Origin of the sequence: Psychrobacter sp. K31L, assembly GCF_017942195.1 — a bacterium.
GTDB classification, from domain to species: domain Bacteria; phylum Pseudomonadota; class Gammaproteobacteria; order Pseudomonadales; family Moraxellaceae; genus Psychrobacter; species Psychrobacter glaciei.
Map to the genome: position 1 here is coordinate 19,891 of NZ_JAGKSC010000011.1, position 25,958 is coordinate 45,848.

Annotated in this window: 13 protein-coding genes; 3 read left to right on the top strand and 10 right to left on the bottom strand. The window is 42.7% G+C overall.

Annotated elements, in window-relative coordinates; all coding sequences use genetic code 11:
- Window positions 1–66: 66 nt before the first annotated feature.
- From J5X94_RS13050 to J5X94_RS13060, 3 genes are all read right to left on the bottom strand, one after another.
- Window positions 67–591: a TPM domain-containing protein gene (locus J5X94_RS13050; protein WP_210541529.1), complete on the bottom strand. Its 525-nt coding sequence runs from the start codon at window positions 589–591 to the stop codon at window positions 67–69.
- A gap of 99 nt (window positions 592–690) precedes the next feature.
- On the bottom strand, window positions 691–1,893 hold the full coding sequence (locus J5X94_RS13055; RefSeq protein WP_210541530.1) for a TPM domain-containing protein: 1,203 nt from the start codon (window positions 1,891–1,893) through the stop codon (window positions 691–693).
- A 109-nt stretch (window positions 1,894–2,002) separates the two neighbouring features.
- The gene (locus J5X94_RS13060; protein ID WP_210541531.1) at window positions 2,003–2,635 is read right to left on the bottom strand and encodes a LemA family protein; all 633 of its coding nucleotides are present in this window, start codon (window positions 2,633–2,635) and stop codon (window positions 2,003–2,005) included.
- Between the two features lie 1,013 nt (window positions 2,636–3,648).
- Here J5X94_RS13060 and J5X94_RS13065 point away from each other — a divergent pair.
- A complete protein-coding gene (locus J5X94_RS13065) occupies window positions 3,649–5,196 on the top strand; it encodes an alanine/glycine:cation symporter family protein (protein ID WP_010196574.1) in 1,548 nt (515 codons plus the stop codon).
- 216 nt (window positions 5,197–5,412) lie between these two features.
- Here J5X94_RS13065 and J5X94_RS13070 read toward each other — a convergent pair whose 3' ends face one another.
- Together J5X94_RS13070 and J5X94_RS13075 are read right to left on the bottom strand one after the other, a co-directional pair.
- Window positions 5,413–6,024 (bottom strand): fasciclin domain-containing protein, encoded by a 612-nt coding sequence (locus J5X94_RS13070; protein ID WP_194621194.1) that lies wholly within the window; start codon window positions 6,022–6,024, stop codon window positions 5,413–5,415.
- A 415-nt stretch (window positions 6,025–6,439) separates the two neighbouring features.
- The gene (locus J5X94_RS13075; protein WP_194621195.1) at window positions 6,440–6,994 is read right to left on the bottom strand and encodes a fasciclin domain-containing protein; all 555 of its coding nucleotides are present in this window, start codon (window positions 6,992–6,994) and stop codon (window positions 6,440–6,442) included.
- Between the two features lie 536 nt (window positions 6,995–7,530).
- Between J5X94_RS13075 and metH the strand changes: the two genes are divergently transcribed.
- Entirely contained in the window at window positions 7,531–11,325 is a 3,795-nt protein-coding gene (gene metH, locus J5X94_RS13080; RefSeq protein WP_210541532.1) for a methionine synthase, read from the top strand.
- A gap of 208 nt (window positions 11,326–11,533) precedes the next feature.
- Window positions 11,534–12,463, top strand: coding sequence for a bile acid:sodium symporter family protein (locus tag J5X94_RS13085; RefSeq protein WP_210541533.1), 930 nt, complete (start codon window positions 11,534–11,536; stop codon window positions 12,461–12,463).
- Window positions 12,464–12,679: 216 nt separating this feature from the next.
- On the opposite strand, the gene J5X94_RS13090 is transcribed toward J5X94_RS13085, so the two are convergent.
- The 5 genes from J5X94_RS13090 to J5X94_RS13110 form a co-directional block, all read right to left on the bottom strand.
- Window positions 12,680–16,705, bottom strand: a complete 4,026-nt coding sequence (locus tag J5X94_RS13090; RefSeq protein WP_210541534.1) for an HNH endonuclease — start codon at window positions 16,703–16,705, stop codon at window positions 12,680–12,682.
- A gap of 32 nt (window positions 16,706–16,737) precedes the next feature.
- Window positions 16,738–16,887, bottom strand: coding sequence for a DUF2256 domain-containing protein (locus J5X94_RS13095; RefSeq protein WP_210541535.1), 150 nt, complete (start codon window positions 16,885–16,887; stop codon window positions 16,738–16,740).
- 51 nt (window positions 16,888–16,938) lie between these two features.
- Entirely contained in the window at window positions 16,939–17,109 is a 171-nt protein-coding gene (locus tag J5X94_RS13100; protein WP_102077519.1) for a DUF2256 domain-containing protein, read from the bottom strand.
- Window positions 17,110–17,306: 197 nt separating this feature from the next.
- Window positions 17,307–23,468 (bottom strand): DNA repair ATPase, encoded by a 6,162-nt coding sequence (locus tag J5X94_RS13105; RefSeq protein ID WP_210541536.1) that lies wholly within the window; start codon window positions 23,466–23,468, stop codon window positions 17,307–17,309.
- Between the two features lie 392 nt (window positions 23,469–23,860).
- A complete protein-coding gene (locus tag J5X94_RS13110; protein ID WP_210541537.1) occupies window positions 23,861–25,939 on the bottom strand; it encodes a flotillin family protein in 2,079 nt (692 codons plus the stop codon).
- Window positions 25,940–25,958: the final 19 nt, after the last annotated feature.

A 25,958-nucleotide genomic window follows, 5' to 3' on the forward strand; every position in this document is an offset into this window, starting at 1 on the left:
ATAGATTAAGATCAAAACGTCCTACCTTATTATAAGCATCACTTCATAAACGCTATTTCATAAACGCTATTTCAAAAATACCACCGTATCGGACAGCTCATTACCTGCTGGGTTATGCTCAAGATGATAGTACTGACGCAATACCTGTCCAACTTCGTCTAATAATTCAGCCAAGCTCTCTTCAGTGTTTTTATTTGCGATGCCCGACACGGCTTTTTCACACATTGCCCGCCAGACTGTGGGGCTCACATGAGCGCTGATACCGCGATCCGCGACTATCTCTAATTGGTGCTCACAGATATTGACATAAACCAAGACACCCGTGTTTTCTTCGGTGTCCCACACGCGATACTCGCTAAATAAATCCACCGCACGCTCGCGACAGTCGATATGATAAGCATCCTGAGTCGGCAGGTGGTTTTCTATAATTAAAAACACTTCTCCACGATGGCCACGCTCTGCGCTAGTGACCTCATCTGTCAAACGGGCTTTGGCTTCTGCTGTCAGCCATTTGCTGTGCAGCAAAGGCACAAATAAGACCTGACGCCACCAGCGGGCAAAACTGGCTTTTGGAGCATTGTTTTCTGACATTTAATTGTTTCCTCACAGACATCATTTTTGCAGGTTGTTTGCGTTTTTTTACTGCGGCTTCATTTGCTCGGTTTTTACTAACCAATTTTTAATAGTTACTTACCATGAGCCACCAGCGCCGCCACCGCCAAATCCACCACCGCCGCCACCAAAGCCGCCGCCTCCGAAACCCCCACCGCCAAAGCCGCCACCACTTCCGCCACCCATACCGGGTAAGAAAATCATACCGCCGCGTCGTCTGCCACCTTTACCGCCGCCACCTTTGCCACCACCGCCGCCGCGTGAGATCAAAAACAGCCATATAAATATTGCCATAATCAATGTCATAAAGAACCCGCCGCCCAGTGCCAGCGAGCCAGCAAAAAAACCACCTGCGGTAATGATAGAACCAAATACTCGGCCTAAAATGTTGGTAATAAAACTACCAAATATCATTGCCATAATAAATAAGAAAATAGGTGATGGTAGCTCATCTGAGCCTTGCTGGACATTACGCTCCGCAGCTTGAGCATCGGCACGGGCCAATACGTCAGGATCAGCAGTCAGACGCGTTTTGAATGCATCAACACCTGCTAGTATCCCTGCGCCATAGTTGTCTTGCTTAAACAATGGTGTGATGTCTTCACGAATGATACGGTTGACCGCAGCATCTGGTAACACACCCTCTAGCCCATAACCCGTTAGGACATACATATCACGGTCATTGACTGCGACGACAATCAGCAAACCATCATCGATATCTTTATCACCCAACTGCCATTTCTCTGCAACCTGCAAAGCATAGTCAAAGATAGGCAAACCATTGGTAGTCGGCACAATGACAACAGCTGCCTGCGCCAAACCTTGTTGATAGATACTTCTGAGCTGCGCCTCTAAGCGCTGCTTTTCTTGCGGGTTTAAAATATTGGCTTGGTCAATAACAGGGCTGTTTAATATGAGCTTGTCCGCATCGACACTTTCAGCATTTGATTGAACAGCTGGCTTAGCAGGCGCTCGTGTTGCTGGATTTTCACTATTAGCCGTGTCATTGTCAGCCGCATTAGGGTTGATCGCATCGTTGCCCAATATGGCTTCGTTAATTGCCTCGTTACCCAATACCGCATCATTTATGGCTTCGTTGGACTCGCCTGCTTTGGCAATGGCTACCAGATCCTCGACACTGCGGTTTTGCAGATTCGAGGGGCTGTTTGAGCCACTATCGGTAGCCACTGCCGTATCATTAGGTGCCGCATACAGCACTGGCGCACTACTGATGCTCAGTGTGAATAGTAATACTGATAAGATTGCTTTTGAATGATTCATCTAATCTATACCACCTCAAATGACGTCTGTGCTGAATGAATGGCTACTACTACAATAACTATGAGCTTCGTTTATCTTTTAAGCATCAAGCCTTATTATGCGTCTTACTTTACTGAGCAGCTGCTGCATCGTCGTCACCAAAATCAACACTGGGTGCTGTTGAAATGGCGTCTTCATTGGCTACCGTAAAGTTTGGCTTGGTATCTAGACCAAATACTTTAGCAGTGATGTTGGTTGGGAATTGACGCACCGTCGTATTATAGCTTTGTACTTCTTGAATATAGCGGTTACGAGCAACGGCGATACGGTTTTCCGTGCCTTCTAGCTGTGCTTGCAAATCTTGGAACAAGGCATCTGACTTTAGATCAGGATAGCGCTCAGAGACAGCCATTAGACGCGATAAAGCGCCAGTCATCTGCTCTTGCGCAGCCGCATAACGCTCCATCGCTTCAGGGTCGTTGAGCACCTCAGGGGTCACGGTGATACCACCAGCACGTGAGCGCGCTTCAGCAACTTGGGTAAACACCTCTTGCTCTTGCTCTGCGTATTGCTGTACGACTTTGACCAAGTTTGGCACTAGGTCTGAGCGGCGTTGGTATTGGTTGACTACTTCTGACCACGAAGCCGTTACCTGCTCATCTTGTGCTTGCAGATTGTTATAACCACAACCCGTCAAACCAACGGTAGAAGTCGCTAATACTGCTGATAGCAACATGGGTTTTACAATGGATTTACGCGTCATCGTTGTCTCTCCTAATAATGATAAATAACAAATACCTAGTAACACGTTTTTTTACAGCTGATATAACCACTTGTTCAACCATCCTGTACGTCTATTATCCAGTCCATCAACTGCTACTTTATTCAATAGAATGATAGTCGTCAGTAACGGTTACATTTTATAGCCTACAAGACATTCTGCCAATAATGGCGATATAACCCACTTTTTACAATTCATCGTTACCAAAACACAACCGCCACGCTTAATCATATTGGCATTTATACTTGCTTACACTATGGTTATATTTATCCAAAAGCCTAATTATGTTGACTAATAAACCATTTCGCTCTGAACTGCGGGTAAAACAATAATGTAGCAGTTACAAAACTCCTTTGTTTCATCGCTATTTATTGTGGGGTCTGTCGTCTCAAACATCGAGATATCCTGCTACTCTTAAAGAAATTTCTAGTAATTGTGCCAAAAATATGGCAAATTGCAGTTACGTAGCCGTACGGTTTGAATACATTTGGTAGTGGACTTATCGTTTGTTTAGTATTAGAGGATTACGAACGTCTGGTTAACTCTGTTCAGGGATCGCCAAAGCCTCAACTTACAAATCGACAAGCTTTTACCAGTGTAGCCAATCGATACGACTCATAGCAAGTTGAATGCTATCACTTTACTGATAAGTATTTAATTATATAACCGCCTGTTTTATCCGCTGGTCCATTTATAACAGCTATTGCGTCGATGACGTAATGACTGGATGTACCGCATAATGAAGACAGCAAAGGATTGCAACTGCAGCTCATTTTGAAATTGACTCTGATGAGCGGTATACACATGGTCAGTGTTGCGAATAGGCCAAGCGGATAAATACAGACAACTACAGTCCATTCTGAGTGGCTAAGTACATATAAGACTTAACGAGATGTGTAAGTCTATGCAGGCAAACTAAGTGAGCCACTAGAGCAATTGGTTGACGCCGGTATTAGTATTAATAGCCACTTTGAGACAGTATTAGGAATATACATATGGAAGGTTTAGTCAATTTAGTAAACGGAATTATCTGGAGCCCTGCACTGATCTATCTGTGTCTGGGTGCGGGTCTGTTTTATTCCATTATGACGCGCTTCGTACAAGTACGTCTATTCGGTGAAATGATCAAATTACTATTCACCGGTAAATCTAGCGCACAAGGTATTTCATCATTTCAGGCACTTGCCGTCTCACTCGCAGGACGCGTGGGTATGGGTAACATCGCTGGGGTAGCTGCTGCTATCGGCTTCGGTGGTCCAGGTGCAGTATTTTGGATGTGGGTTGTGGCCTTCTTAGGGGCATCTACTGCCTACGTCGAGTCTACCCTTGCACAGATTTACAAAGAAAAAGATGTGATTACTGGCGAATATCGCGGTGGCCCTGCTTATTACTTTGAGCGTGCCCTTGGTCAAAAATGGTACGGTATTCTCTTCGCCATCGCCTCTATTTTAGCTTGCGGTATGTTCTTACCAGGCGTACAGGCAAACGGTGTTATCAGTGCATTCGCACAGGTGATGGGTGAAGGTACTATCATGAACGTCGGAGGCCTAGAAGTTGGCTCTATGCGTTTAGTGGCACTAGGTATCATTCTAGTCGTTCTAGGTATCATCATCTTTGGTGGTATTAAGCGTATTGCAACTTTTACCGAGTTTGCTGTACCTTTTATGGCACTAGGTTATATCGTTTTAGCCTTAATTATTATGTTCTCTAACGTCAGCTTGATCCCAGATGTATTTGGGATGATCATTGGTGATGCATTCACTGCCCAAGCAGGTTTCGGTGCTGCTATTGGTTGGGGTGTAAAACGTGGTATTTACTCTAACGAAGCTGGACAAGGTACTGGCCCTCACGCTGCTGCTGCTGCTGAAGTTGAGCATCCATCACAGCAAGGTTTAGTACAGGCATTCTCAGTATATGTCGATACGTTGCTAGTCTGTTCTGCTACCGCCTTTATGATTTTATCTACAGGCATGTATAACATTCAAGGTACGCTTCCAGATGGTCAGTTCATCGTACAGAATGTTGCAGCTGGTGTTGAGATTAACTCACCTGCCTTTACGCAAATGGCAATGGAATCTGTCTATGGCACCTATGGTAATACCTTTATTGCCATCGCAGTATTCTTCTTTGCCTTTACTACGATTTTGGCTTACTACTACATCGCTGAAGTAAACGTGGCTTACTTGACTCGCTTCCTCGGTCGCGGTGCCAATAAAACTGGTCTATTCTTAGTCAAAATTCTAATCATGGTGATGGTTGCCTACGGTGGCTTGAATTCAGCTGGTTATATCTGGGCTATTGGTGATATTGGTGTTGGTCTCATGGCTTGGCTCAATATTGTTGGTATCTTGGTCATCTTCATTGTGGCTCGTCCAACACTGACTATGCTAAAAGATTATGAAGCTCAGCGTAAAGCTGGCGTGAAACGCTATAGTTTTGATCCTGCCAAATTTGGTATCAAAAACGCACCGTATTGGGAAGAGCGTCATCTAGCTGAACAAAAAAGAATGAACGCAGATCCACTACGTAAAGACAACGTATAATATTCTTTAGTTTGGTACTGCTACATCCTACTCATTGCGTATAAAAAGCCCGAGACTATTGTCTCGGGCTTTTTTGTGCCGATATTCTTATAGATCGTCGTAAAAAATACCAAGATAAATATATTGGCACAAAAAAGCCCAGCTCAATGGCTAGGCTCTTTCAGTATTATCTATACGTCAACTACTGATAAGTCATGACCAGTAGTCTGTAAAAAATTACTCAGGCATTAATACCGCATCGATAGTGTGTACCACACCATTGGTTGCCATGATGTCAGTACCAGTGATGTTAGCCGTTCCACCAGTAGCATCTGTAATGACGTTAGCATCGCTAATAGAAATCGTTGCGCCGTTAGCGGTTTTGATATCAGTAGCGTAAGGGATATCAGCAGCTTTAACTTCCATAGGTACTACATGGTAAGGAAGTACTTTCTTAAGTAAATCAGTGTTAGCCAATAACTCTTCTTTAGTCACGCCTAGCTTCTCTAGTACTGGAGCAAAAGCATCGTCAGTTGGGGCAAATACTGTGTATTTGGTATCTTCCATCAACATAGTATCAAGACCAGCGGCTTGAAGCGCTGCTGTAAGGATAGTTAGGTTCTCATTGCCTGCCGCTATTTCAGCGATAGTCTGTGTAGCTTCCATGTCCATTTCAGTCATTGGCTCTGCTTCAACCATTGGATCAGCTTCAGCAACTGGCTCAACTGCCATTTCTTCAGTGGTAACTTCAGGATCAACTGGATCAGTAGCGGCTTCTTTGTCACTACAAGCGGCTAGTGACATGGCGGCTGTAACTACGGCGATAGATAGTAAGTTTTTCTTTAACATAGGTATTTCCTTGTAGATAATTAATTAAATAATGTGATTAACAAATATTCATTTTAAATAAAGATAAAAGTGACTGATATCTTGCAGACAGTACTGACTACTTATTATCCAGTCCTGATATCAAATTCGCTATATCGATAACTATAATTCTAACGGTTTAATTTTTAATTGGTACTTACTTAGGTAGCAACACTGTATCAATCACGTGTACGCTGTTGTTGACTTTTATTCTAGATATGGCGTATCGGCAATACAACTGCTTTATAATTGCTAATACGCTATTTTGAAGTAGCACTATTTGACATACTATATATCTAAAAATGCCATTATCTGATTATTGACTCATACAGATAACGGCTGTTATTGGCTCAATCTCTACCCTATAGAAAGTAGAGATATCAGGTTTTGATTACTCTTATTTAGGTAACAACACTTTATCGATCACGTGTACCACACCATTGTTAGCAGCGATGTCAGTTTTCAAGATGTTAGCTGTGCGGCCATTTTCATCCATCAACTTACCTTCTTTAGTTACCATCAAGGTATCTTTGCTGGCTGTCATGACATTACCAGGCTTAACGTCTTTAGCGTACATGGCCATATCACCACTCACAACGTGATAACCTAATACCTTGGTTAACAAAGGCTTGTTAGCGAACAACTGCGCTTTGGTCATACCTGTTTCTTGTAATGCTTGCATAAAAGCAGCATTGGTCGGTGCGAATACGGTGTAATGAGCATTAGGATCAGACAACATGCCTGCTAGACCGGCTGCTTGTACTGCCTCTACCAATACTGAGAACTCAGGATTGCTTTGCGCCACTTGTACGACATTCATTTTTGCCATAGATTGGCTGTGCATTGGCGCTTTCATATCCGCGCTTTTGCTTGGCATCATATTATTACAAGCGCTTAGGCCTGCGATTGAAAGAGCAAGTGTACCGATAGTAGCAATTTTAGTAATTTTCATAATATATCCCTTAATGATTGAATCATTCTTGATTATTGTATTACTGACTTACAGAGTAGATAATTGGCTTTAGAATGTGTTAATTGCGCTATTGATAATATTTATCAAATAGTAATAACAATGAACACTTTCTTGTAAGTTTTTCTTACCAACAGCCAATTCTTCTGAAATTAAATTAACATATAGAAAAGCCTTATGAATTCACTTTTACGCTACTTTTTGTCGTAGGCATGTAAGTTCTGTCGGACTTTTAATAGTCTTGATAGGTTTTAACCTTAAAAACAAAGCTTTATGTAATCTTTAAACGAAATGATATTCATTTGTGCCTATTTATTTTATGCAATAAACTCCAAACTTGATGGCTCAAAAAGCAGATTTTGTATCTGCCATATTGCCAAAGAGGAATAAGCACTATCCCGCGTGGGATATTATTTTCATGCTAAAATAATGCGACTTTTTCGACGCCTTTTATATACATTTACACCCTATCTGTTATTCCTTCCTTTTATGACATTGACGATATAAGCAGCGCTCCTATGACTCAAACGATTACTTCTCAACATGATGCCACCTCTAGCTCAGCGCAATCTGCTGATGATTTCATCCTCACGCCACCTGCCGTGTTTCCATATAAAGAGCAGCAGCTAACAGCACGTGCCCGTATCACTGAGCAAATGGCCTCAAGAATTTTGATGTTAGACGGGGCGATGGGTACGCAGATTCAAACCTATAAATTAGAAGAAGCAGATTATCGTGGTGAGCGCTTTGCGGATATAGACCAAGATGTGCGCGGCAATAATGATTTGCTCGTACTCTCGCAACCGCAAATGATTATAGACATTCATAACGATCATTTGACTGCTGGCGCGGATATTATCGAGACCAATAGCTTCAACGGTACGCGTCTATCCATGGCCGACTACGACATGGAATATTTGGTACCTGAGTTAAATAGGACAGCCGCTCAACTTGCCCGCAGTGCAGCAGATGCGTTCACTGCCAAGACACCTGATAAGCCACGTTTCGTCGCTGGTGTCGTAGGCCCTACCTCACGCACGTGCTCGCTATCACCTGATGTCAATGACCCAGCCTTTCGTAATATCACCTTTGATGAATTGGTACTCAACTACCGCGAAGCGACCTTGTGCTTGATAGAAGGCGGTGTCGACCTTATCCTAATCGAGACAATCTTTGATACGCTGAATGCGAAAGCAGCGATATTTGCCATTACTGGCGTGTTTGATGATATTGGTTTTGAATTACCAATTATGATTTCGGGTACGATTACTGATGCCTCAGGTCGTACCTTATCAGGGCAAACGGCTGAAGCATTTTATAACTCAATTCGCCACGCCAAACCATTATCGGTTGGCTTCAACTGTGCGCTTGGTGCTGATGCGCTGCGCCCACACATTCAAACGTTATCTAATATCGCCAATACTTATGTGTCAGCGCATCCAAACGCAGGCCTACCCAATGAGTTTGGTGAATATGATGAAACCGCTGATGAGACGACAGCATTGCTTGAAGGCTTTGCCAAAGCGGGCATCTTAAACATCGTGGGCGGCTGCTGTGGTACGACACCAGAACACATTCGCCAAATCGCTAACATGGTGAAAAACTATGCGCCGCGCGTGATTCCTGAAATCGCTCCTGCCTGCCGCTTGTCTGGACTTGAGCCATTTACCATCACAGCAGACAGCTTATTCGTCAACGTGGGTGAACGTACCAACGTGACAGGCTCTAAAAAGTTCTTACGCTTGATCAAAACCGAAGCCTATACCGAAGCGCTCGATGTCGCTCGCGATCAGGTAGAAGGCGGCGCGCAAATCGTCGATATTAACATGGATGAGGGCATGCTCGACTCCAAGCAGGCGATGATTCACTTCATCAATCTAGTTTCTGGCGAGCCAGATATTAGCCGCGTACCACTCATGATTGATTCCTCTAAATGGGACATCATCGAAGAAGGTCTAAAGCGCACTCAGGGTAAATCTGTCGTCAACTCTATCTCCTTAAAAGAAGGTCATGCTGAGTTTGTCGAGCGCGCCAAACTCTGTATGCGCTATGGTGCCGCCGTTATCGTCATGGCATTTGATGAAGATGGTCAGGCCGACACTTACGAGCGTAAAATCCAAATCTGTCAGCGCAGCTATGATGTGTTGGTTAACGAAGTTGGTTTCCCTTCTGAAGATATTATCTTTGACCCGAACATTTTTGCGGTTGCCACTGGTATCACTGAGCACAACAACTACGGTGCGGATTTCATCAACGCCACTAAGTGGATTACGGATAACTTGCCAAACGCCATGGTATCGGGTGGTGTGTCTAACGTGTCGTTTAGTTTCCGTGGCAACCCGATTCGTGAAGCCATCAACTCCGTCTTCCTATTTCATGCGATTACCAATGGCCTGACCATGGGTATCGTCAACCCAGCCATGCTTGAGTTATACGATGACATTCCAAAGGAAGCTCGTGACGCTATCGAAGATGTCATGCTCAACCGCAATCAAGGCGAAACAGGTCAAGACGCGACCGAACGCTTGATGACAGCTGCTGAAAACTATCAAGACGGTGGTAAGAAAAAAGAAAGCACAGTCGATATGAGCTGGCGTGAAGGCACCGTCGAAGCGCGTATTGCCCATGCGTTGGTAAAAGGTATTACCACCTTTATCGAAGCCGATACCAAAGAAGCGTGGGAGAAATATCCCAAACCGCTAGAAGTCATCGAAGGCCCACTCATGGACGGTATGAATATCGTCGGTGATCTATTCGGTGCCGGTAAAATGTTCTTACCGCAAGTCGTGAAATCTGCCCGCGTGATGAAGCAGTCTGTTGCGTGGTTGAACCCGTACATCGAAGCCGAAAAAGTCGAGGGCGAAGTCAAAGGTAAAATCCTGATGGCGACCGTCAAAGGTGACGTGCATGATATCGGCAAAAATATCGTCGGCGTGGTACTTGGCTGTAATGGCTACGACATTGTCGATTTGGGCGTGATGGTCCCTTGTGAAAAAATCCTTGATACCGCTATCGCCGAAAAAGTCGATATCATCGGTCTGTCTGGTTTGATTACCCCAAGCCTCGATGAAATGGTCTATGTCGCCAAGCAAATGCAAGAGCGCGGCATGACGCTACCATTGATGATTGGCGGTGCCACAACCTCTAAAGCGCATACTGCGGTCAAGGTTGAGCCGCAGTATCAAAACGATGGCGTCATCTACGTCACTGATGCCTCACGCTCAGTCGGTGTGGTCACCAAGCTATTATCAAAAGAGCATCGTCAAGCGCTGATCGATGAGACACGCGAAGAGTACGTCAAAGTACGTGAGCGTCTGGCCAAGCGTCAGCCAAAAGCGGCCAAGATCTCTTATGCGAACTCGGTCAAGATTGGATTTCAGTACGATTGGGAAAACTATGTGCCACCAGTGCCTAATAAGTTAGGCCAAGTGATATTGGATGATTACCCTATTATCAACCTACTGCCATATATCGATTGGACGCCGTTCTTTATCTCTTGGGGACTGGTCGGTAAGTATCCGAAAATATTGCAAGACGATGTGGTTGGCGAAGCGGCTCGTGATTTATTTGAAAATGCCAATGAGCTGATGCAAAAGATGATCGATGAGAAGTCACTCGTGGCCAAAGGGGTGTTTAAGCTTATGCCTGCGCGCCGTACTGGTGCCGATACGGTCACGGTCTACGACAATACGCCTGCTGATGGCGGCAAACCAACCTATCAGTTTGAACACTTACGTCAGCAAAGCGACAAAGCCAGTGGTAAGCCGAACTTTAGCTTGGCGGACTTTATCTCGCCATCAGAGACACATACTGACCACTTGGGCGGCTTTACCGTCTCCATCGTGGGTACAGAAGCACTCGCTGAAAAGTACAAAGCGGCAGGTGATGATTATAATGCCATTATGGTGCAGGCATTGTCTGATCGCTTGGCTGAAGCATTCGCTGAACATCTACATGAGCTCATCCGTAAAGAGTATTGGGGCTATCAACCGACTGAGTCACTCACCAATGATGAGATGATCAAAGAGAAATACGTTGGCATCCGCCCTGCACCTGGCTACCCTGCTTGTCCTGAGCATACGGAAAAAGGCAAATTGTTTGATTGGCTCGGTACGGTAGATGCGATTGGCACGACTTTGACCGAAAGCTATGCGATGTGGCCTGCGTCATCGGTCAGCGGATTCTATTATTCGCATCCTGACAGTGAGTACTTCAATGTCGGTAAGATAAGCCGTGATCAGTTAGAGAGCTATGCTGAGCGTAAAGGCTGGGATATGAAAACTGCTGAGAAATGGTTAAATCCGAATTTATAGTCGATTGGCTAATCAAGTTATAGAAACCTAATAGTTCTTTTTTGGCTTACTTATTTAATATAGGTAAGCCATTTTTTATGGGGTAGTGATTTGCGTTAAATAAGCAAACTTATTGCTCGCTTAATAACAAAATACTTTTATCATTTGCTAATAATAACCATGCTAAATTACTAGACATTCTATTACTCTTATTATTGTGAGACAGGCTATGAATCAGATTGCATTACTTTCTAGTTGGATTGGCAAAACCTTTGCAATCTGGGCATTGGTCAGTGCTGTTTTGGGATTTGTTTTTCCTGAATTCTTTGCCTCGTTGGCTTTTTTGATCGTTCCTATACTTGGCATCATTATGTTTGGGATGGGCATGACGCTCAAAACGGAAGATTTTCTGGAAATTGTCAAACGACCAAAGCCTGTACTGGTAGGCCTATTAGCACAGTTTACGCTAATGCCTCTTATCGCTTACTTATTAACGGTCATTTTCAACCTTGATCCTTTAATAGCAGTCGGTGTTATCTTGGTTGGCTGTTGCCCGGGCGGTACCTCTAGTAACGTGATTACGTTCTTAGCCAAAGGTGATGTGGCTTTGAGTGTGGCGATTACTTCTATCTCTACCCTACTTGCACCTTTTCTAACCCCTATTCTGCTCAGTATTTTTGCGGGGCAGCTGATTGATATCGATTTGGCCAGTATGATGATAACCATTACAAAAATCGTAATCTTGCCCATATTACTGGGTGTTATCTTTCATAAATTTTTGGGTAAAAAGATCGAGTTCGTCACCGAGGTATTACCGATGGTGTCGGTATTGGGTATCTCTATTATCATCGCGGCTGTGGTGGCCGTGTCTAAAGCGACTATTCTAGACAGCGGTGCTATCGTATTTATCGTGGTTGCATTACATAATATGACGGGTTATACCTTGGGATATGTAATCGCTCGCTTGTCTGGATTTACGGAGAAACAACGCCGCGCGATTATGATAGAAGTGGGCATGCAAAACTCTGGTCTAGGCGCCGCCCTTGCAGCAACTTATTTCAATCCTGTCGCTGCCTTACCTAGTGCGATCTTTAGCGTATGGCATAACTTTAGTGGTGCGTTGGTTGCGAATATATTTGCTAAGAGAGATGCTAGGTAGAAGTTAAATCCAAATTTGTAAGGATAGTTTTAGTTAGCAATTTCTAGAGAGGTATCTAATGAGTGGGATAGTTACTTAAGTAGCCAATTCCATTTTGCTTCAGCCTTTCAATCTAGACTAACAATATAACCCGGTAACCGAGGTTAGCCATAGCTTCACATCTTTTCAGGTATTTATTGTGGTTGCAGGTTTTTCTTTTAATAAAAATTGTTATAACTACTCTATAAAGAAATTCTGTTTACCTTTAATTTCTCCATTTTCATAATAATATAGCCCTGATATCTCAAGCCTTTTATTGCTTCCATCACGGCCTTTACCCATTGCTGTTTTTTCACCCAATATAGTCCAAACCACTCTACATCCTGTTTTCTCTTGTAATTCTTCTAACTTATCTTTGCGAATGAGTAAATTAGCTCTATCATTGCCATATAATGAAGCATCGAATAAAACCACTTTATTATCTGGATCTAACCATGCACCAGCATACTCAGAGTTAGTTAAATTTAGTTTTTCTGATACTAACTGGCTAGGAGAAATTACACTATAAGCCAGATCTGAATTTCTTCCACCTTCCCATCTGTGTTCTTCAGAGCAAACATAAGCTTTACCCAAAGAACTCTGATTGTAATCAGTTTTTATATCCTGCCATCCGTATCTTGCATAATATGGGTTATCATACATTTTAAGTAATGGTGACCAATAGTATTCTAAATTAAATAAATAATACTCTTCAGCAGGTTGAGGCATCCAATTACCCATAAAACTCTTATCTTTTAGAGATAAAGTTACATTTTCAAACTCATCATTTTTAATAAGATACGCTTGAACTCGATACCAAACCCTCTGATAGTTACCTGAATGAATATTTTCACCCAAGTTAGGTTTCGGAGCAAACTCAATGTGCTGTTCCAAACTCAACCATTGATCACCATCAAAGCTCTTAAGGATAAGATTGTGAGGATCTATTAAGTTTTCGCTAGATTGTGACCAACTTTCAAAATCGTCACTCCAATCTTCGTAAATTGGGTTGGTAATCAATTTTACATCACTTTTTCTAGGAGCCATAAAAGTAGGGTCTATATCTCGAAGACAAGTATCTAAAGCTCCGTCATACCATACCTTTACAACTTTTTCTCCATACTTAGTAGATGGTTCTATCATTTTATAATTATCAGACACTCTCGCAAAAACCTCATACAATGCTATCCATTGATACTTCTTACCTATTCTTTCTATTGTATTAGTATGGCGGTCACCATTAGCTGCCTCATATTTATCAAAATCCTCATGCTTCTCTAAAGAGTACCCATACTGCTCAAAAATAAGTTGTACTGCATAGTTACTTAGTTTTGAAACATCTAAATAATCAAAGTTACTAAATGCAGCCTGAAATGTATATCTCCCAAAATCTCCATAACCTCCAATACCAACCGCATATTCAGTTGTCATCGAACTAATAATTCTGCTACCTACAAAACGATACTTAGGGTCACCTTCTAGTATCCCTTCAGGATGGTATTTTTCGACAATTTCTTTTCTTGTTGGCAAACTAGCTGGAAATTTACTTTTATATGGAGGTCTACATGATTGAAGCGTCTTTTCATTAAAACGAATTATCCCTTTATTTTGAGCATGTTCTACTATATTTCTAGCATAGTCTCTTACTAGTACATTTGGATAAACCTCATTTTTCGAGAAGAACCTTTCTACTAGATAATTACAAATATTACTTAAACCTTTAAGTTGCTTAGAAATTAAAACAGCTCCATAAACTGATGCAAACAACCTATCTATAATATAAGGATCGTCTACTTCTATGAATAGTTCTAGAATTTCCATAGCAATTAATAAGTTGTCCTTAAACAGCTTAACAAGTGCTTGTGTCGCACTATCACGAAGTTTAATATTTGTCGTAGTAAATAGCCACGCTAGACTGATTCCCACCAGTTTACGACTAGAGTTGGATAACTGCTCAGAAAAAGAGGCTTCCTTAGTCCAATCAATCAAACTAAGTATTGAAGATGTATCATATATACGACTACTTATATGAACTGTCCAAATAGCATCTCTATCTGCCATGCTCATATCTTCTAACCAGAAGTGCAGTTCCTTAGCATTAAACGGATGGTTTTCACGTCCTGCAATTTTGTACATCAAATCTATAAAATCACTAAAAAGATCATTATCTTTAAAAACATGTGTAATGATGAATATCTTAGATTTAACTACATCAATATTACTTTCGCTTCTCCAAGATAAACTCGCTATAAAAGCTTTTCCTAAAATAGAGAGCATATATTGTGACTGTGTTGGAAACACATCGAAAACTTCTTTTTTGAATTTTGTTGGGATTAATACTGCCAGTATACTTATAACTCCAACTGATAAGTTAGTATCTTTGAAGGTAAGAGATAGATTGTCACAAGTTAAGACTGTACTTAACTCAGTAGCACTATTAATACTATTACAAATATTGTCAGCTGTCAGAAAGTCTAAAAATCTTTCAAAAGCAAAATATATATACTCAGTCTCAGTGGTTCTATCATAGTAACTAAGCAATAAATCCTCTGCTAAAAGCATTTGTAAAAAGTTCTCAGCATCTGATACTCTATAACTAGAAATAACAAGCTCTAAAGCTTCCTGATAAGTGATTTGACTACCATTTTTTAAATATATCTCTTCTGCAACTTTAAGTAATACTTTTTTTACGTAGTTAGTTTTATTCCGATAATTAAGCATAGTTACATGTGATAGCTTTAAATTTATTTTCCTCAGGTACTCATCAAAAACATCTGTTATAAGATTGATCGAATATTCGTTGCTGATTTTACTCGCTCTGTATTCACAATAAATCTTCAGAAAAAGAGGGTTTTTGAACTCATCCTCCAATACTGGTTCAGTGGGTAACGGCAAGTCATAATGCTTATAAAACTCCTGAACTGCTTCGATGACATTATGCTCAAACCCTTCATGTAATACTTCACTAATTTCACCATTTTTTATAGATGGTTTAATATTTTCTAAAATCTCGTCTTTATACTCAGTGCGTACAGATACTACCAAACCAACCCATGGATATCTCTTGAACTTCTCAATAAATCCAGCCAATGAGTTATTCCAGAAATACCTCCCTTGCCCTTCGTTAAGTGCATCAATAATGATTAAGCATCTTTCTTTTTGTCTTTTACCTATGTCATTTAAAATTTCTAATAGACGATCTTCGTTGTATTCAAGCCTTAATTCGCTTCTTAAAATCTGAATCCATGGGTTATCCAGACTATTAAGCTTTTGTCCCAGTATCAAGATACATTTGTTATTTTTGCTTATAATGCTTGAGGCTAAATCGGCTAGCAAGTGAGACTTGCCGACACCTGCACTACCGTATACAACAAGATATGGATTATTAAAAAGTTTGAAATTAACACCTTCAAACTCTTCTATAATGTCTCTTAACTCCCAGATTTTATCTTCAGTTAAGTATCTATAGCTCTCATTTTTGTTTGCTATCAGGTCGTTAAGTTGAGGTCCAATACTATTAACCATTTTCATAACAACGAAAAATGATGTATCTCCAACACCTTTATCTAACACTTTATGCCAACTAGAATTTAATTCAGCTAATATAGAATCAATTGATTTGACTACTTCACTATCATTTCCTATATCAATCTTGAAATCACTAAATATTTCATATATTTGGTTAAGTACACTAAAAATAACTTTCTCAAAACTCTCACTTCTTAATAAAGCTTCAAAACTATTAGATATATCATTTATTTCAACATTCAATTTCTTACTATATCTAACACCTAAGTCTTTAATTTCATTTTCAACTTGGAATTTAAACCACTCACGATCTAAACTCTCAACATTAAAGCTTTTACCTAATCGTTCACTAGCAAATTCTTCAGCCTCAACTTTCCAGTTTTTAAGCACCTTTACAGTATAGGCATTAGGTTCACGATCAATTTTTTTATGACAGTTTCTACATAACCATATACCATTATTGATCGATTTTATTTCTTCACGAGTCATATTCTTGTTGAATCTAGCACCCCCTAATCCAGAGCTAGCAGCACAAATATGTGCAGCTTCCCCGATTAATGTAGTCTTGTCACTGGTTTCTAAATTTGCAGCGATAGTAAGCTTTCTACATTCAGGATTAGAACAAAGATTAGCTACCCTGTCTCTTAAGTCCTTTTTGGTAGCCTCTGTAAAGTCATTCTCAGTTTTTCTAGCCATTTTTCAATCCTGCTACTTTAGATTTATTTTAGTTAGTTAACTTTCAAGCCCTTACCCCGCCGACACCGCTCTGAACAATAAATCACCTGCTCCCAGTCTTTCTCCCACTTTTTACGCCACGTAAATGGGCGCTGGCAGACGGGGCAGATTTTTTGCGGTAGATTTACTTTTTTATGTGCCATCGTCTGCCCCCTTGTGCCGTATATCTAATATCTATTGTTAATGTTTACTGCCTATTTAGCTTCTTTTTGATGATCCAAACCTTCATACTTTTTCACCCGTCGGCATTGGTCTGAGCAATAGACCATGCTCTCCCAGTTTTTATCCAACTTTTTAGTCCAACTAAATTCGCGCTCGCAGACAGGGCAAAGTTTTTTGCGGACGTTCTTCTTTTTGTGCGCCATAATTTTCTCATTGGTTTGATATAGTCGATTCACTACCATCGGATACGGTGTCAGTCTTGCTTAACCTACTGTTTGTAGCAACCTTACTCGCTGTCATTGTATCCAAAGTAGCTGTTGCCGACTATATTACCACTGTCTCTTAATCATAAGCCCTATTTATAGTGCTATTCATGAATGCTAAGCATCAGCATTAGTTGTTAATCATAGTCATCAAAGATTTTATTAAGTCGATTGAGACTATTGACGATTAACTTGCCTGATTGATCGGTGCTGGTATCAATCGCCAGCTTCTCATCCATCCGCATCGTCAATGGCTCTAACGCTTGCTTGAGGGCAGTTGCCATCAATGCGGTCTGCTGATGAATATCAGGGATATCACTATCTGCCGCTTGATTCTCATCACTCTTAGCTAGGCTCTCAGTTAAACTATTAGACAAGCTATCCGCCATTTTTTGCGCCAGTTGTTCAACAGCGTTGACTAGCTGCACCATGAGCTGTTTTTGTGCATATTGGTTTTGCTTGAGATACTCGCCTTCTGCCTTTCCAGCATTGTGATCATGCTTATATATTTGTAGCAATTGGCTCACACTTTTTTCAAAACCGTTATCAATGCTGTCGCTGACAACTTTGGCATTATTGAGCACGCTATCGGCAAGGATTTTTTGTGCTTCTAATTGAGCGTTTAACTGGGCATCGAGTTGCGCTTGTTGACCTGCTTCTCGTAAGCGAGCGATTTGCTCTGGGTCGTTTTTCGTTAAGTATGTCTCAAACTGGCTACTGATGGCATTGAAGCCACTGGCCAAATCGACCAACTGGGCGACGATACGTGCGCCAGTATCACCATCTTCGCCGCCCATGGCTTTGTTACGTAGGAAGTCGGCTTTGATTTGCGCCCAACGCTCTGTTTCTGCTTCGGTCAAGACACCACGCATCTCACCAAGCTTGAGCAAGTTGCTCTCTGCGCCTTGGGTCAGTAGCTGCGACTCGCCCAGATAGTGATCGTCTATCAGCTGGTTCAGCTCTTCTTCATTCATGACTGCCGATAGCTTTTCGGTCATCTTATTCATATTACGATAACTGCCTTGCAGCTTAAATATCGGCTCAACACGATACTTGTCATCTTGCGAGGCGGAGGCAATATAAGCTTGGTTGACATCCAAAATGACTTCTTGCACCCTAAACATATGACGCAAAATAGCGATAATCTCGTTAACTTCTGAAGTACTATACGGATACGTCAGATCGCTGCTTTGTGCTTGTGCGAGGTTGGCATTGTCTGTTTTTGCCATTTTAATCAAACGATGCACATCGCTTAAGTCACGGTTGGCCATTGGTGCAAGGACCGTATTAGAGGTCAGCGAGTTTTCGATATAACTGAGTGCAAACACCTCTTCCATGCCGCTCATGATATCGCCTAAGTTGTAGATATCGGCACGGTTGGCAAGCATATCAGGCACTTTAAAGGCTTCGCCACTTTCGGTATATGGGTTACCTGCCATGACCACGCAGAACTTTTTGCCACGCATGTCATAGGTTTTGGTTTTACCTTGCCAGACGCCATCGATACGGCGTGTACCATCGCCCAATGAGATAAACTTCTGCAAAAATTCTGCATGCGTATGCTGAATATCATCGAGATAAAGCATGACGTTATTGCCCATCTCAAAGGCCAAGTTGATTTTATTCAGCTCTTCTCGCGCAGTGGCATTGGGTGCTTTTTCGGGATCTAATGAGGTGACGTCATGACCAAGGGACGGACAGTTAATCTTCATAAAGATAAGACCAAGACGATTTGCCACATACTCCATCAAGGTGGTTTTACCATACCCTGGTGGCGATATCATCATGAGGATACCCATCAAATCGGTACGCTTATCCTCGCCGACCGTGCCCATCTGTTTGGCAAGATTGTCACCGATGAGCGGCAGGTAGCTCTCGTTAATCAGACGGTTACGTACAAACGAGGACAATGGACGCGGCATAAATTCGTCCAGTCGCAACGTCTCTTTTGAGTCATGCAATATCTCTGAGCGCATGGCCAGATAACGTCTATAGGCAGGGATAACTTGGGTATCATGATGATGCAAACGATTTAAGAAATCATCGACGGCAAAGGTTAAGGTCTGCTGATAAATACGTATATGCTCACCCAGCAGGTTATTGACTTGTATCTCAAGCGATACCTTACCCGTGCTACGCTCAAAGCTTTGCACTTGATTAAGCGGATTATTAATACTGGTCAATGAAGGCGTTGATGAGGTGATTGATGAAAACGACAAGGCCGATGGTTTGCCACTTGTGCCTTGATTATCTAGTCCGTTACTGCCTAAACCTTGATTACCCAACCCTTTATTGCCTAGCCCTTTGTTAAAGCTAGCACCTGAATCAATCAATCGTTGCACCAAGGCTTCACGCTGAGCATCATTTAACTGGGTAAGCAAGACGGCAATGGCTTCTGGCACATAATGACGGCCACTCTCTAGCTGTTGCTTGCGTAGCGCCTCTTTTTCCTTACTTTCAGCAAGCTGCGCTTCATTGAGTGTCTCGCCTGCCTCATCCGTGCCATCCGCCGACTCAGTACCACCATAAGTCTTATCAAGTAGTGCATGAAACCATGTGGCTAGTAGCTCATAGGCTGATTTGGGTTGAAGGCCAAGCTTACTGATAGAAGATTGTAATTGGTCAAAATTGGCGGTATTTTGCGTGCCACCTGATGCGCTATTCAACGTTTGGCTTAGCTGCTCACACAACTGCTGCGCTTGTTGACTGGTTTGCCAGTTTATTGTGTTATATGCGCCAGTATTCGATTCAGCTGACTGTCCTATGACGCTCACCAAATATTCACAAGCAAGCTGAACGTAGCTTGGTTTGAAAATATTGGCACCGTTATCAACGCTACCATCTTTATCAACGCTAGCACCGATATCACTACCAATATTGTCATCATTATGAGCCATAACAAAGTGACGCATCACTTGACTCATGTCCTCGACCAATAAAGATTTAGCCGTATCACTGCCCAATGCACGGCGCAATTGCTCAGCGGTCGCGGCTCTATCCGTCCAATTATTTGCACGTGTCAGCACTGATTCATTTAGCCATTTGTCATAACCAAATTGACGTAAGCTATCCAAACCAAGCGCTTGCACGATATTTAGCTGCCAATAAAACAACTGCGCCAATGCTCGTACTTGCGGGGTATAAATCAGTAGCCCTGCCTCACGCAACGTTGGCAATATTTGCATCAATAATAGCGTGGCATCATGGTCATGAATGCCTTTGTCATACCCAAGCTGATAGCGAGGGGTGGCGTAGGCTTTAACCAATTTGGACAATGGACTGTCGTTATCAATATCGCCATTAACATCGAGGGTAATGATAGTCGCATCATATGCTTGATATAAACGGGCTTCGGTTAGTCCATCTTGGCTATTTTTAGCACTTTCAATAATGCTATACGCCAAGTACTCGGCGCGGTACACCTTGTCAGACTCGGAGGCGATATTCATGTCCCAATACGGGCGCAAGGCGTTTAGCTCAGTATTATTAAGCACTTCATAATAATCTGTACCCGTTAGATGCAAATTCAGCACACGCTTGCCATCTGACTGCTGACGGCTCAATAAGGTCAAATCTAATGGCTGAGTATTAACCGAAAAACGATGCTTACCCAGTTTGATGATTTGACCACCATCTTCAAACAAGTCCGACTTGTCTTTTAAACTCTTATAGCTTTCGATTTGGATGGCTTTTAGGCGGGCATCGATGTCATCGGCTTTGACACTAAAGCCCATCGCTTGCAGCTCTTTTGCGATGTTGCGCACCTTTTGCACCAGACCATCAGCCGCAAAATACGTATTTAACGCTTCTTCTTCTGTAAAGCCCGTGACACCCGTACTTTGCGTGCGTTTTTTAATACTTTCAAGCATCCGCAGCGCACCATCACCTAAGTTTTGCGCTTTACGGTTACGAGCATCGAGCAATTGCTGCTTATGGTTTTCAAAGGTTTCGTAAATCTCTTCACGTTTACTAATAATATCAGCTAAAAACTGATCGCCACTATTGGTCTCTGGATCAGCGAATTGGCTCTCTAACTCTTCTAGCTGCACCAATAATTTCGCCATTTGCTCGTCTGATTTCTCAGGCGTATTGGCAATGGATAACGCATTGGCAATGGACTGACCGAACAGCTTAAACTGCGCGCCAAATTGCGCCACGGCCTCAGCTGAGCCTAGATTTTTGCGCTTATGATTAAGCTTGGCTTTACTCTGGTTTAGGCTGGCATAAATGGTCGATATGTCATCGATGATTTGCGTACGCACCGTGGCATCGGCCACATCTAATGTGCCTAGCAACTCGGTTAATAAATCTAACCCCTGCGCTGTCTCATCAATTTTTTCTAGTACTGGTTTTAGTTCAGCATTGGTTTCTGCTGTGTTTAAGCGCTCACTGACATCGACCAATATGCCTTCGTAGCTTGATAGCGCTTCTTCACCACTTAAAAACAATACCGTTTTTTCAGCCAGCTCGCTTTCTGCCTCTTCTAATTGCTTTTGCAGCGCTTGTAACTTATCGGCATCTAGATAGCGCAAATCCTCCAAGCTGACCAAACGGCCTTTTTGGCGTCTTAACGCTGACAACTGATCGACATAATCACTGGCAGACTCAAAGCTAGTGACGCGTATCTGCCGCAAAATCTCACTTTGCTGCGTATCAGCATCGGCTAGCGCAGTTTGGGTTTGCTTCTGGATACTTTGTACTTTGGCAAACTCATCAATCACTAGCTCAGCCGTGGCCGTCACCTCTTTAATACTACTGGCGACTTCGCTCAGCTCAGGTTCAGACAACCAGTAATAGCTGTCAAAGAGTCGGCTGGTATTATTGGTAAGCTCTTCATAGAGCTTCTGTGACACGCTTTGATTGTCAATCAGGCGAGTAATGCTATAAAGATCTGAGATACCACGTACCAGTTCTTTATTGCCGATTTTGCCATAGAAGCTCGTGCTCTCTGGCAACTCACTGACATACTCATGTGAAGCGTAAGGCGTGTGCCATATCTGCATCGGATGAATACGAGATGGCTCACTTTGGTCACTGAACAGTACCAAGCGGCCATTCTCAGCCAAAGCCATGCCGTTACAATAGATAGGGTTTGCCAATTGCTTTTTAATCAGGTTATAAGGAAACAGTCCCGTGACGCCCAAGTCTCGGTCGTAAAATAAGAATAGAACATCTTCCCCATTCGGCGATACAATTTTACGCTTAAACCGTAAGTCAGTAGCACCAACGTTATTGGCCTCAAACAGCTTATACTCACCCGTCTGTAGATAATAACCACCCGGAAACATGATGCCGTGATCTTCTGGTAGCTGAACACACGACTGTCCAATCGCATCCAATCGCAGCACCGCTTCGGTCAAGGTGTTATAAACAAAATAACGGTAGTCCTCTTCACGGTAGGGCAGTATCTTAAGCAGTATTAGACTGCCGACTTTGGCATAAGCAATCTCAGCATCCGTCAGCGACTGGGTACGGTCATTGACCGGTTCGCTATAAATACCTTGCCCTGATTGCGTATTGTCCTCAATCTTAATGGTCAAATCACCACCGACCGTTTCTACAAATATCGTGTCTAAGATATTCATATGCGGATATTTGCCATTCACCATTTGCTCGCGTGTGGTCTCAATCCAGTCAAAATCATAAGCAGGCGGCAATTCAATATCACGCTCGCCTCGATTGTCCACATAAGCGACTTGCGCTGACTCTGGTGTGCCTTGGCTAAAATCTAGCGCGAAACGGAACACTCGAATATCGGTGATACGCTCGCCAATCTGAAACGCCAACAGCAATTTGCTGTCTTTCACCGTTATTTGAATCAGGCGCGTTTGCTTGTAATATCGATACAACTCATTGAAATCTTGAACAAAGGCATCTTGATCTAAAAACGTTCCTTTTAAATCGACCTCTTCGAGCTGATACTCTTCTTCATTACCAGCTGGCTCGTTCAGACGATATAACGACAATACATCCTTGATATTGCTCGCGCGTTTGAGCCCCATAAAAACGTTGTAGCCAAACAGCAAATAATCGCCGACCTGCACCATGTCTTGTGCCACACAGTTGTACTCGGTACGAATACGAGTACGGGCGATGACTTGCATTTGGGTGCTACCAAACTCTTCGAGACGCGCATTATTGAGCGTCTGCGTCTGCTGCTCTAAACGACCGCCTTGTTCCGTCAGACGTTTTTTGATGAGCTCATAAGCATTGCCTGAAGCAACTGCCTGATCGGTTTGGTTGGCTTGATTAGCGTTATCGTTGCTGTCTGAATTTGTTGAGTTTTGCGTGTCCGCCATCGTTGCTCGTCCGTTTCTGTTTTTACGTAATATAGTCAATCCTTTATAAAAGAGCTACAGCGTTAACCTCGCTTGAAGTATCACAGTTACATCTGCACTCGGTTGCCTTGTATCTCTTTTAAACTGAATCCACTATAAGAGAATTTTGGGCAATAAAGAATCATTGAAAGTAAAGAAGCACTTGGCTAATCTAAAAAAACGAGTGGTCACTGCTATTTTTTTAGATTAGCCAACTCATCATGATTCGTCATTCTGAATCACTCTGAGTTAGCCAAAAAAATCTGCCGCCTACACGACAGATTTTGTATTTCAGAGAATATTACTCATTCATACTGTTAGATAAAAACTTGCTTGCTAATACTTGCGCATTAAGGCTAGGTATTTGGACCCTATTAATAAGTCGTTTGATCATCATTTTTCTGGTTTGATTTCATGGCTTGACTGGCCATCACACCATTGATGATACCGCTCAATGTATCTGACTTACCTGCTAGGCCATCAATGGCTTTACCGATAGACAGTGATTTGGCAAAGTTATCAAAGAAATGCGCTTCGCCGCCAACAATATCAATTTTGGCTTTCTGTAACGCCACTGCCAATACTTCAGCATTTTCTTTCGCAATCTCTTTACCAGCGTCAATAGAAGCAAGCGCTTCTTGCAATGCTGTCTCAAGGCTCATGCGGAACTCTTCGTGCTCACGTGCCTCTTTGCTCATGCTACCCATGGCATTGAATTTCTCGACCAGACCATCTGCTTCGGCTTGGAAATGTGCGCGAGTAACTTCGGCTTTTGCCAATCCAACTTCACGTTCTGCTTTGGCGTTTGACTCACCGCGAGCCGCGATGACTTGAGCATCTGCCATGCCTTTTTCACGCTCAGCTCTGGCAGTAGATTCACCGCGAGCGGCGATGATTTCTGCATCGACCATACCGATATCACGCTCAGCTTTTGCCTTAGACTCGCCACGAGCAGCAATAACCTCAGCATCTGCCATACCTTTTTCACGATCTGATTGCGCTTCAGCTTGTCCAGTCGCTCTAATAATATTGGCTTTCGCAATACCTTCTTTTTCCAAAGAAGCGGCTTTGACTTCTTGGATAGCCGCTTCAGCGAAGCCATGTGCTGACTCTTCTGCTTTGGTACCTTCGGCCATCTTAATTTTGGCTTCTGAATCTTTGGCAGATGCTTCAAGATTAGCAGCGGCAAGCGTGGTGATTTCGACGGCTTTATGCTTGGCTGACAGCTCTTCTGCTTCGGCTTTTTTCACCTGACGTACTTTGATTTCTTCCGCATCGGCTTCTGCTGCTAGGACGCGTGTTTGCTTAGAACGCTCAGCTTCACTAATTTCGCGGACTTCTTTAATACGCTCTTCTTCTTGCGCAACGGTTTTGTCCACTGCGATACGTTCACGAATGACGTTGGCGATTTCTTTTTTCTCAAGCTCAATCGCACGTTCAGCTTCGATACGTTGCAAGTCAACTTCACGCTCACGAGAGACAATTTCTAAATCACGAGCACGCGTCACTTTTTCTTCTTCGATGACGACTGCACGCAGACGATTTTGACCTGCTACTTCGATTTCACGCTGCTGATTCTCACGCTGAATGGCCAAATCCTGCTCAACCGAGATAACGGCTGTTTCAGACTTTTTACGCTCTTCTTCTTCAATCTTGCGAGTTTCAGCCGTTTCGCGTGCAATCACTGACGAGATTTCACGTTGCTGTTTGGCTTCGGCATCGGCTTGCTGACGCTCAAGCTCTAGCATCGCCTCTCTGGTTTCGACATTCTTTTTCTTAACGGCCAGCTCTTCGTCACGCTCAAGCTCGTTGGTGATGACGTTCTGAAAGGCTGTTAATTGAGTAATCTTTTTGATACCTTCAGCATCTAAAATATTACTTGAATCTAATGACGCTTTTGGCGTTTGCTCTAAATAATCAATCGCCACATCTTCTAAGACATAGCCATTCAGATCGTTACCAATTTCTTGAACGATACTGTCACGAAACTCGCTGCGGTTTTCAAACAGTTTGACGAAATCAATCTGCTTACCAACTGTTTTTAAGGCTTCAGAGAACTTAGCATTAAACAGCTCGTTGACAGCGACTTTATCTGACGCACGCTCTACCCCAACCGATTTGGCGACTTTTAGCACATCCTCTTCGGTTTCATTGACGCGTAAATAAAATGCCACGGTGATATCAGCACGCATGTTGTCTGCGCAAATCAAACCTTCTTTACCGCGTCTGTCCACTTCTAACGTGATAAGCGAGATTCTCATCAACTCTTTTTTGTTGATGACTGGCCAAACAAAACCACCATCAAAACGTACGGCAATTTTACTCACACCGTTGATAATGAGTGCTTTGCCCTGCTCGACCTTAAAATAAAAGGCCTTGAGCATCAGTAGTGCGACCATCATAAAAACAAACGCCAGCACTACAACCACGCCGACGATAATGAGTGTGTCCATATCCATTCCTTTAATTAAA

What these genes read in the sequence shown, in the direction of transcription:
- J5X94_RS13050 (WP_210541529.1), bottom strand. Translation starts at nt 591, where the DNA reads ATGTCAGAAAACAATGCTCCAAAAGCCAGTTTTGCCCGCTGGTGGCGT.
- J5X94_RS13055 (WP_210541530.1), bottom strand. Translation starts at nt 1,893, where the DNA reads ATGAATCATTCAAAAGCAATCTTATCAGTATTACTATTCACACTGAGC.
- J5X94_RS13060 (WP_210541531.1), bottom strand. Translation starts at nt 2,635, where the DNA reads ATGACGCGTAAATCCATTGTAAAACCCATGTTGCTATCAGCAGTATTA.
- J5X94_RS13065 (WP_010196574.1), top strand. Translation starts at nt 3,649, where the DNA reads ATGGAAGGTTTAGTCAATTTAGTAAACGGAATTATCTGGAGCCCTGCA.
- J5X94_RS13070 (WP_194621194.1), bottom strand. Translation starts at nt 6,024, where the DNA reads ATGTTAAAGAAAAACTTACTATCTATCGCCGTAGTTACAGCCGCCATG.
- J5X94_RS13075 (WP_194621195.1), bottom strand. Translation starts at nt 6,994, where the DNA reads ATGAAAATTACTAAAATTGCTACTATCGGTACACTTGCTCTTTCAATC.
- metH (WP_210541532.1), top strand. Translation starts at nt 7,531, where the DNA reads ATGACTCAAACGATTACTTCTCAACATGATGCCACCTCTAGCTCAGCG.
- J5X94_RS13085 (WP_210541533.1), top strand. Translation starts at nt 11,534, where the DNA reads ATGAATCAGATTGCATTACTTTCTAGTTGGATTGGCAAAACCTTTGCA.
- J5X94_RS13090 (WP_210541534.1), bottom strand. Translation starts at nt 16,705, where the DNA reads ATGGCTAGAAAAACTGAGAATGACTTTACAGAGGCTACCAAAAAGGAC.
- J5X94_RS13095 (WP_210541535.1), bottom strand. Translation starts at nt 16,887, where the DNA reads ATGGCACATAAAAAAGTAAATCTACCGCAAAAAATCTGCCCCGTCTGC.
- J5X94_RS13100 (WP_102077519.1), bottom strand. Translation starts at nt 17,109, where the DNA reads ATGGCGCACAAAAAGAAGAACGTCCGCAAAAAACTTTGCCCTGTCTGC.
- J5X94_RS13105 (WP_210541536.1), bottom strand. Translation starts at nt 23,468, where the DNA reads ATGGCGGACACGCAAAACTCAACAAATTCAGACAGCAACGATAACGCT.
- J5X94_RS13110 (WP_210541537.1), bottom strand. Translation starts at nt 25,939, where the DNA reads ATGGACACACTCATTATCGTCGGCGTGGTTGTAGTGCTGGCGTTTGTT.